The sequence below is a fragment of the Actinomycetospora aurantiaca genome (assembly GCF_037401875.1).
Lineage (GTDB): Bacteria > Actinomycetota > Actinomycetes > Mycobacteriales > Pseudonocardiaceae > Actinomycetospora > Actinomycetospora aurantiaca.
The window spans coordinates 60,738-68,494 of the sequence record NZ_JBBEGN010000025.1; the positions used below are offsets into that span (position 1 = coordinate 60,738).

General features: G+C 72.2%; 7 protein-coding genes. 4 read left to right on the top strand and 3 right to left on the bottom strand.

Annotation, left to right across the window (positions count from 1 at the left end; translation table 11 throughout):
- Positions 1–26: 26 nt before the first annotated feature.
- The 3 genes from htpG to WCD74_RS28020 all read left to right on the top strand — a co-directional run bounded on the left by htpG (position 27) and on the right by WCD74_RS28020 (position 3,625).
- Complete coding sequence (htpG, locus tag WCD74_RS28010) at positions 27–1,946, top strand: molecular chaperone HtpG (RefSeq protein ID WP_337698207.1); 1,920 nt, start codon at positions 27–29, stop codon at positions 1,944–1,946.
- 64 nt (positions 1,947–2,010) lie between these two features.
- A complete protein-coding gene (locus tag WCD74_RS28015; RefSeq protein ID WP_337698208.1) occupies positions 2,011–3,036 on the top strand; it encodes an LLM class flavin-dependent oxidoreductase in 1,026 nt (341 codons plus the stop codon).
- A 40-nt stretch (positions 3,037–3,076) separates the two neighbouring features.
- The gene (locus WCD74_RS28020; protein WP_337698209.1) at positions 3,077–3,625 is read left to right on the top strand and encodes a Uma2 family endonuclease; all 549 of its coding nucleotides are present in this window, start codon (positions 3,077–3,079) and stop codon (positions 3,623–3,625) included.
- 31 nt (positions 3,626–3,656) lie between these two features.
- On the opposite strand, the gene WCD74_RS28025 is transcribed toward WCD74_RS28020, so the two are convergent.
- The 3 genes from WCD74_RS28025 to WCD74_RS28035 are packed head-to-tail and all read right to left on the bottom strand — an operon-like array spanning position 3,657 to position 6,651.
- Complete coding sequence (locus WCD74_RS28025; RefSeq protein ID WP_337698210.1) at positions 3,657–5,165, bottom strand: tripartite tricarboxylate transporter permease; 1,509 nt, start codon at positions 5,163–5,165, stop codon at positions 3,657–3,659.
- Positions 5,162–5,686, bottom strand: coding sequence for a tripartite tricarboxylate transporter TctB family protein (locus WCD74_RS28030; RefSeq protein WP_337698211.1), 525 nt, complete (start codon positions 5,684–5,686; stop codon positions 5,162–5,164). Before WCD74_RS28030 ends, WCD74_RS28025 begins: the two co-directional genes overlap by 4 nt.
- Positions 5,683–6,651, bottom strand: coding sequence for a Bug family tripartite tricarboxylate transporter substrate binding protein (locus tag WCD74_RS28035; RefSeq protein WP_337698216.1), 969 nt, complete (start codon positions 6,649–6,651; stop codon positions 5,683–5,685). Before WCD74_RS28035 ends, WCD74_RS28030 begins: the two co-directional genes overlap by 4 nt.
- Before the next feature lie 217 nt (positions 6,652–6,868).
- Between WCD74_RS28035 and WCD74_RS28040 the strand changes: the two genes are divergently transcribed.
- Entirely contained in the window at positions 6,869–7,720 is an 852-nt protein-coding gene (locus WCD74_RS28040) for an NUDIX hydrolase (protein WP_337698212.1), read from the top strand.
- Positions 7,721–7,757: the final 37 nt, after the last annotated feature.

The window sequence follows — 7,757 nt, forward strand, 5'->3', positions numbered from 1 at the left end:
GAGCCACGAGAGGACGCAGGACAGCAATGACTGAGACGATCGAGTTCCAGGCCGAGGCCCGTCAGCTGCTGCAGCTGATGATCCACTCGATCTACTCCGACAAGGACGTGTTCCTGCGGGAGCTGATCTCCAACGCCTCGGACGCGCTGGACAAGCTGCGCATGGAGTCCTACCGGGACAAGGACCTCGGGGTCGACACCTCCGACCTGCACGTCGAGCTGCGCACCGATGCCGCCGCGCGCACGATCACGATCGCCGACAACGGCATCGGGATGAGCCGCGACGACGTCGTGACGCTGATCGGGACGATCGCGAAGTCGGGTACCGCGGAGACCCTCGCGAAGCTGCGCGAGGCCCAGGCGTCGGGCAGCGAGGAGGTCACCGCCGAGCTGATCGGGCAGTTCGGGATCGGCTTCTACTCCAGCTTCATGGTGGCCGACCGGGTGGAGATGACCACCCGTCGCGCGGGTACCGAGGGCGGCGTGCACTGGGAGTCGGCGGGGGAGGGCACCTACGAGCTCTCCGAGGTCGCCGACGCCCCGCAGGGCACCAGCATCACCGTGCACCTCAAGGCGGAGGACGCCGAGGACAACCTGCACGACTACGCGGACCCCGCCGTCGTGAAGCGCATCGTCAAGCGCTACTCGGACTTCATCACGTGGCCGATCCTGCTGAACCCGACCGACGCCGGCACGACGGTCGAGGGGGCCGAGGAGGAGGACTCCGAGCAGGAGTCCTCGAACGAGCCGATCAACTCCCGCAAGGCGCTGTGGGCGCGGCCGCGCTCCGAGGTCAGCGACGAGGAGTACGCCGAGTTCTACCGCCACGTCTCGCACGACTGGCAGGAGCCGCTCGAGACGATGCGGTTCACCGGCGAGGGCACCTTCGAGTACCAGGCCCTGCTGTTCCTGCCGAGCCACGCGCCGATGGACCTGTACTACCGCGACGCGAAGCGCGGGGTGCAGCTCTACGTCAAGCGCGTCTTCGTCATGGAGGACTGCGAGGCGCTCGTCCCGGAGTACCTGCGGTTCGTCAAGGGCGTGGTCGACGCCCAGGACCTCTCGCTCAACGTCTCCCGCGAGATCCTCCAGCAGGACCGTCAGATCCAGCTGATCCGCAAGCGCCTGGTCAAGCGCGTGCTGCAGACGATCACGGCGCTGCGCGGGGAGGACGCCGAGAAGTACGACACCTTCTGGCGCGAGTGCGGCCGGGCCCTCAAGGAGGGTCTGCTCTCCGACCAGGACAACACCCAGGCGATCCTCGAGGCCTCCAGCTTCGCCTCGACGCACGACCCCGAGAAGCTGACCACGCTGGCCGACTACGTCGCGCGCATGCCCGAGGGCCAGGAGTCGATCTACTACGTCACCGGCGAGTCCCGGGCCGCCGTCGAGAACTCCCCGCACATCGAGGCGTTCCGCGCGAAGGGGTACGAGGTCCTGCTGCTGACCGACCAGGTCGACGAGGTCTGGGTCGGCATGGTCCCGTCGTACGGCGCCGGCGAGGACGCCAAGCCGTTCGCCTCGATCGCCCAGGGCGACGTCGACCTCGCCGACGACGCCGAGAAGCCCGAGGGCTTCGACGACCTGCTCTCCTGGATGACGACGACGCTGGCCGACGACGTCTCCGAGGTCCGGCTCTCGACCCGCCTGACGACGAGCCCCGCATGCCTGGTGGGCGAGGTCGGTGGGCTCCCGCCGCAGCTCGAGCAGATGATGCGCTCGATGGGGCAGGAGATCCCGGTGCAGAAGCGGGCGTTGGAGCTCAACCCGAAGCACCCGCTGGTGGAGAACCTCAAGGCCGCTCACGAGGCCCGGCCCGAGGACGCCGGCGTCGCCGAGACGGCGTCGCTGCTGCACGACATGGCCCTGCTCGCGGAGGGCGGCGAGCTCAAGGAGCCGTCGGCCTTCGTCGGCAAGCTCGCGCAGCGGCTCGCCGCCACGCTCTGACGGAATAGCGGGACCCTCGCGACAGTTGACGCTTCAACATGCACCGAGCTGGGAGGTAAGTGCCGTGCACATCGGCGTCGACAGCTTCGTCGCGAAGGTCACCGACCCGGACACCGAGCAGGTGGTCGGGCCGGTGGAGCGGTTCGCGCACCTGCTGGAGGAGATCGAGACCGCCGACCGGGCGGGGCTCTACTCCTACGGCATCGGCGAGCACCACCGCAGCGAGTACTACGACGCCGCGCCCGCCGTGATCCTGGCGGCGGCCGCGGCGCGCACGCAGAACATCCGGATGCGCTCCGCGGTCACGGTGCTCTCCGCGGCCGACCCGGTGCGGGTGTGGCAGGAGTACGCCACGGTCGACCTGATCTCGGGCGGCCGGGTGGAGCTCGTCGTCGGGCGTGGTTCCTTCACCGAGGCGTTCCCCCTGTTCGGGCTGGCGTTCTCCGACTACGACGAGCTCTTCACCTCGAAGCTGGACCTGTTGCTGAAGATCCGCGACAACGAGCGGGTCACCTGGTCCGGGCCGCACCGGCCCGCCCTGAACGACCAGCCGGTGTACCCCCGGCCCGCACAGGACCCGTTCCCGATCTGGGCCGGCGTCGGCGGGTCGCCGGAGTCGTTCTACCGGGCCGGCGCGCTCGGGCTGCCGCTGATGGTGGCGATCATCGGTGGGGCCCCGGCGCAGTTCGCCCCGCTGATCGACCTCTACCGCCGCGCCGGGGCCGAGGCCGGGCACTCGCCCGAGCAGCTGAAGGTCGGGCTGCACGTCTTCGGGTTCCTCGGCGACGACGTCGCGCAGGCGACGAACGCGTTCTACCCCGGCTGGGAGGCGATGTTCACCCAGATCGCCCGGGAGCGCGGGGGCGTGCCGCCGTCGCGCCGGCAGTTCGACGCGACCCGCGGCCCGGACGGCGCCTACTTCGTGGGCGACCCGGACATGATCGTCGAGAAGGCGACGCGGGTGGCCGACCAGCTGGGCGGGGTCGACCGGATCAACCTGCAGATGACCAACCCACGGCTGCGCCACGCGGACCTGCTGCACTCCATCGAGCTGCTGGGGGAGGCCGCGCCGAAGCTCGCCGACGTGTGAGTGGAACCGTGCGAGGATCGGGCGAGTCCAAGGAGGTGTGATGACCATGCAGCCCACGTGGCCGGACCACCTGCTGAGCCTCGAGGAGTGGAGCGCACTCCCCGAGGACTCCGAGCGGCGGTTTGAACTCGCCGAAGGAGTCCTCGTCGTGGCCGCTCGCCCGATCGCCCGCCACCAGAAGCTCGTCCTGCGACTCGGGACGCAGCTCGAGACCCGGAGCGGCGGCCGCTACGACGTGCTGCCCGAGTACGAGATGGTGGTGGACGACGGCCCGGCGGCCACCGTCCGTGTCCCGGACCTCGTCCTCGCGGTGGCGGACCTCCCCGACGACACACCACGGGTGTTCGGCCGGGACGCGGTGGCGGTGGTCGAAATCCTCTCGCCGGGGAGTCGGCGGCTCGACCGCGTCATGAAGTACTCGGAGTACGCCGAGTGCGGTGTTCCGTACTACCTCCTCGTCGAACCGGGGCCGCCGGTGACCCTCACGGAGTTCCGCTCGACCGGTGAGGCGTACGAGCTGGTGACCGAGCACCGGGGCACTGCGACCCTGCAGCTCGGCGTCACGCTCGACCTCGACGCGCTCGGCTGACGGCGCCACCTGCCGTCGTGAACGAAGGGGATCAGACCAGCTCGTCCTCACGCTGCGGCTCCGCCGCCCGGCGACGCCGCCGCAGCACCAGCGGGAGCACGAACAGCAGCACGATGACGGCGTAGACCGTGATCGACAGCGGTGTCGAGACCAGCGTGGTGACGTCGCCGTCGGCGATCTGCAGCGCCCGGCGGAGCTGGAGCTCGGCGTCGGGACCGAGGATCACCCCGATGATCGCGGGCAGCACCGGGAGCCCGAAGCGCCGCATGAGGAACCCGATCGCGCCGATCGCCAGGAGCACCACGAGGTCGACCGGCGAGCCGGACACCGCGTAGGCCCCGACGCAGGCGAAGAACAGGATGCCGGCGTAGAGGTAGGGCCGCGGGACGCGCAGCAGCTTCGCCCACATCGGGGCGAGCGGCAGATTCAGCGCGAGCAGCATGACGAGGCCGACGAACAGGCTCGCGATCAGCGTCCACACCAGCGCGGGCTCCCGCTCGAAGAGCAGCGGACCCGGCTGGATGCCGAACTGCTGGAACGCGGCCAGCATGATCGCGGCGATCGCGGTCGTCGGGAGGCCCAGCGTCAGCATCGTGGCGAGCGTGCCCGCCGACGAGGCCGAGGCCGCCGACTCCGGCGCGGCGAGGCCCTCGATGGCGCCCTTCCCGAAGTTCTTCCGGTTCTTCGACAGGCGCCGCTCGGTCACGTAGGCCATGAACGTGCTCATCTCGGCGCCGCCGGCGGGGATCGAGCCGAAGGTGAACCCGATGAACGGGCCGCGCAGCCACGGCCTCCAGGCCCGGCGGACGTCGTCGCGCCCGAGCCACGGCCGCCCGACCGGGATGACCTCGGTGGGCTTGCGCCGCAGGTGGGCGGCCACCCACAGGGCCTCGCCGACCGCGAAGAGGCCGACGGCGACGATGACCACGTCGATGCCGTCGGCGAGCTGGGGGACGCCGAAGGTCATGCGGGGCTGGCCCGAGATCGGGTCGAGCCCGACGAGCCCGATGGTCAGGCCGAGCACGAGCGCCGCGAACCCGCGGACGCGGGACGCGCCGAGGACCCCGGTGACCGCGACGAACGCGAGCACCATGATCGCGAAGTAGTCGGGGGCGCCGATGTCGACGGCGACCGACGCGATCAGCGGCGCCACCAGGACCAGGCCGGTCACGCCGACCAGGCCGCCGATGAAGTGCCCGATGGCGGCGGTGGCGAGCGCCTGCGCGCCGCGACCCTGCTTCGCCATCGGGTTGCCCTCGACGGCGGCCATCACCGACGCGCTCTCGCCGGGGGTGTTGAGCAGGATCGACGTGGTCGACCCGCCGAACATCGCGCCGAAGTAGATGCCGGCGAACATGATGAACGCACCGGTCGGCTCGAACGCGTAGGTGACGGGCAGCAGCAGGGCCACCGCCATCGCCGGGCCGATGCCGGGCAGCACCCCGATCGCGGTGCCGAGCAGCACCCCGAGGGCGGCGAAGAGCAGGTGGGTCGGGGTCAGCGCGTTGGCGAACCCGTCGAGCAGGCCGAAGTCGTTCATCCGAGGACCCCCATGAGCGGGCCGCCGGGGAGGTCGACGCCGAGCAGGCCGTCGAACACCACCCAGGTCACCAGCGAGACGACGGCGGCGACGGCGAGGTCGACCTCGAGGCGCCGCGAGCCGAGCGACCAGGCGGCGCCGGCGAACAGCACGGTGCCGGCGATCGGCCACCCGAGGACCGGGATGAGCGCCGCGGTCGCGATCAGGACGCCCGCGAGCATCCCGACGGTGCGCAGGTCCATCGGGGTGTCGAGGTCGACGTCCTCGCCGGCCTCGGCCTCGCCGTGCCCGCCGCGCAGGACGTCGACCGTGAGCAGCGCGGCCAGCACCAGCAGGGCCGCGCTGAGCACCAGCGGTACGACCCCGGGTCCGATCGGGTCGGACTCCGACCCCGCCGCCAGCGTCCCCTCCGCCACCGTGTCCACGGCGACCAGCACCCCGACGACCGCGAGCAGCGCCGCGACCCCCAGCTCCGCGTGCTCGGCCCACCAGCTCCGGCGGACCGGCTCACCCGTCGTCATACCAACCCCAGTTCCCGCAGGACCCCTGCGACCCGCTCGTCCTCCGCCGTCAGGAACGCGCCGAAGGCGTCCCCGGGCAGGTACGCGTCCTGCCAGTCGTTGCGCTCCAGCACCTCGCGCCACTCCGGGCTCTCGTGCAGGTCGGCCACCGCGGCCACCAGTTCCTCGCGCTGCTCCGGCGCGAGACCCGGCGGCGCGACGAGGCCGCGCCAGTTGGTGAACTCGACGTCGACGCCGGCCTCGCGCAGCGTGGGGGCGTCCACGCCCGGCACCCGCTGCCCGGCGGTCACCGCGAGGACCCGCAGGTCACCCGACGCGACCTGGTCGGCGAACTCCCCGAGCCCGCTCACCCCGAGGCCGACCTTGCCGCCGAGGACCGCCGCGAGCAGCTCTCCGCCGCCGTCGTAGGGGACGTAGTTGACCGCCCGCGGGTCGATGCCCGCGGCCTTCGCGGTGAGCATCGGCGCGAGGTGGTCCGGGCCGCCGATCGAGGAGCCGCCGCCGACCGGCAGCCCGCCCGGGTTCGCCCGCCACGCGTCGAGCAGCTGGGAGAGGTCGCGGTAGGGCGAGTCGGCCGGGACGACGAGGATCTCCGTCTCCTCGGTCAGCCGCGCGATCGGCGTCGTCTCGCGCAGGGTGACGGGGGAGTCGTTCGAGTAGACGCTCCCGACCACCCCGAGCCCCATCGACATGAGCAGCCGGCCGTCGCCGGAGTCGTTGACCAGTCGACGTAGCCCGACCGTGCCGCCGGCCCCGGGGAGGTTGAACACCTCGACCGCCCCGCTGACCCCGGCCTCCTCCGCGGCGCTCGCGGCGGCCCGGGCGGTGACGTCGTACCCGCCGCCCGGGGCGTTCGGCACCATGAGCTGCAGGCCCTTGAGCTGCGTCCCGTCCCCGCCGCCGGCGAGCGAGCTCACGGCCGGGGGCACGAGCAGCAGCGCCGCGGCGACCGCGACCAGCACCAGCACGGTGGTGGCCCGGGACGGCCGCCCGGGGGCGGGCCGCGACGGCCCGACCTCGGCCGGCGGGGGATCGGTGGTCGTCGACGACACGGGGACTCCTGGGCGCGACTGTGAGCTGGATCGCTCGTCAGAGTGCGGTCCCGGTCACCCGCGGCGACAGCATCCGCGCGTAGCGGACGTTGTGTTCGTTGTGGTCGCGGCGCGCGACCCGTGTGATCAGATGAGCGCCATGGACCCGACGGCGCTCCCTCCCGGTTTCGCTGACCAGCTCGCCGACTTCCGCACCCGGGCCGCGGACCCGGTCACGCCGAAGGTGGCCGCCTCGACGATCCTGCTGCGGCAGGGGAGTGCCGGCGTCGAGGTCTTCCTGATGCGGCGCCGCACGCAGATGGCGTTCGCGGGCGGGATGGTCGTCTTCCCGGGCGGCGGTGTGGACCCGCGCGACACGACCGACGTCGTCGCCTGGGCCGGGCCGTCGCCCGAGGTGTGGGCGGAGCGCCTCGGGCTCGGGGTCGACGAGGCCCGGGCGGTCGTGTGCGCCGCCGTGCGGGAGACGTTCGAGGAGTCCGGCGTGCTCCTGGCCGGTCCCGACGACGGGTCCGTGGTCCCGGCGACGTCGGGACCGGAGTGGGCGGAGGCGCGGCGCGCCCTGGAGGCCCGGGAGATCGCGTTCAGCGAGCTGCTGCGCGAGCGCGGCCTCGTGCTGCGCACCGACCTGCTCCGCGGCTGGACGTGCTGGATCACCCCCGAGTTCGAGCCGCGCCGGTACCGCACCTTCTTCTTCGTGACGGCGAGCCCCGAGGGCCAGGAGGCCGCGGGCGTCTCGACCGAGTCCGACGCCGCCGCCTGGATGGCCGTCGACGACGCGCTCGCCGCGGCGGGGGAGACGGTGATGGTGCTGCCGCCGCAGTACTGCACGTTCCTGGAGCTCGCGCAGTACGGCACCGTCGCGCAGGTCCTGGCCGCGGCCGACCGCCCGATCCCGGAGCCGGTGATGCCGGGCCTGGAACCGGACGGGTCGGCGCTGACGCTGCCGGAGCACTATGTGCGGCTCGCCGCAGGTGAGCACTAAGTGGGCCTATGGGCCCATGTGCTGTCTCAGCACATCT

Bases quoted from the DNA above. Each gene is read 5' to 3' on its own strand.
- htpG (WP_337698207.1), top strand. From the start codon at position 27: ATGACTGAGACGATCGAGTTCCAGGCCGAGGCCCGTCAGCTGCTGCAG.
- WCD74_RS28020 (WP_337698209.1), top strand. From the start codon at position 3,077: ATGACCATGCAGCCCACGTGGCCGGACCACCTGCTGAGCCTCGAGGAG.
- WCD74_RS28025 (WP_337698210.1), bottom strand. From the start codon at position 5,165: ATGAACGACTTCGGCCTGCTCGACGGGTTCGCCAACGCGCTGACCCCG.
- WCD74_RS28030 (WP_337698211.1), bottom strand. From the start codon at position 5,686: ATGACGACGGGTGAGCCGGTCCGCCGGAGCTGGTGGGCCGAGCACGCG.
- WCD74_RS28040 (WP_337698212.1), top strand. From the start codon at position 6,869: ATGAGCGCCATGGACCCGACGGCGCTCCCTCCCGGTTTCGCTGACCAG.